This window comes from Flavobacterium bomense, from assembly GCF_003970355.1.
The window spans coordinates 314-1,359 of sequence record NZ_RYDJ01000120.1 but is presented as its reverse complement, the minus strand read 5'-3'; the positions used below and the strand labels follow the sequence as shown (position 1 = coordinate 1,359).

Sequence of the window (1,046 nt, the reverse complement as noted above, 5' to 3'; positions counted from 1 at the left end):
CATCATCAGATACTATTCATCATGTTTAGCCATGAATAGTTACCTTAATCCTTACTCCTTAAATAAAAGAGGTGCAAGTTCTTTAAAGCTGCGACGCCAAGTTAAAAACTCATGAGCAGTATTTTCAGAAACATAAGAAACAGCATTATATCCAGCCTCTTTAAGTGCAATTACAGCATTTTTCACGCCATCAGGACGTTCTTTACTTCCACAACTTAAAAAGATAAGTTTTACCTTCGATTTATCTTTAATATCTTCTGGTTTATAAATTCCACCACTCAAAAGTGCATAATGAGAGAAAATTTCTGGTTTGTTAATGGTTATCGTTTTTGTTTCCATTCCTCCCATTGATAAACCTGCCATCGCGCGATGCGTTTGTTTGGCAATCGTGCGGAAATTAGTGTCAACATAAGGAATTAATTCCTCTGTAAGAACCGTCTGAAATGGTTCAATCTTGAAACTAGCCATACCACCAAATTTAATTTCATTTGTCATTCCGTAAGTCATTACAACGATGAATGGTTTTATTTTACCTTCGGCAATCATATTATCCATAATAAGATTTACCCGCCCTTGATTGCTCCAAGCTGTTTCGTCTTCTCCCCAACCATGTTGCAAATACAAAACGGGATAAGACTTAGATTTATCTTTATGATAATTAGGCGGAGTATAAACATACGCTCTTCGAGAGGTGTTAGTGCTCTTTGAAGGAAAAAGAATTTGCTGTACATTTCCGTGAGGAACATCTTTCAAAGCGTAAAAATCTTGATCATGAGCCGGTATTTCGATACCACTTTCCCAACGAGTAGAACCATAAAAGTTCAATGCACCTGGATCATTAAAAATACCGCCATCTACAGTTACATGATAATAATGGAATCCTTCATCCATTGCGCCTGCAGTGGTTCCCATCCAAAACCCGTTTTCAGCTTTGGCAAGGGTAGTTCCTCCTTTTGCACCACCTAATCCTAGACTCACAACTACTGACTGCGCTTCGGGTGCTGAAATTCTAAATCGTGCATATCCTTGAGAATTAACTTGAGGAT

Annotated in this window: 1 protein-coding gene; it reads right to left on the bottom strand. The window is 37.9% G+C overall.

Annotated features, from left to right (window positions below; translation table 11 throughout):
• Window positions 1–51 precede the first annotated feature (51 nt).
• Window positions 52–1,046 (bottom strand): alpha/beta hydrolase-fold protein (locus tag EKL98_RS16050; RefSeq protein ID WP_233589465.1); only part of this gene is annotated, 995 nt, incomplete at its 5' end.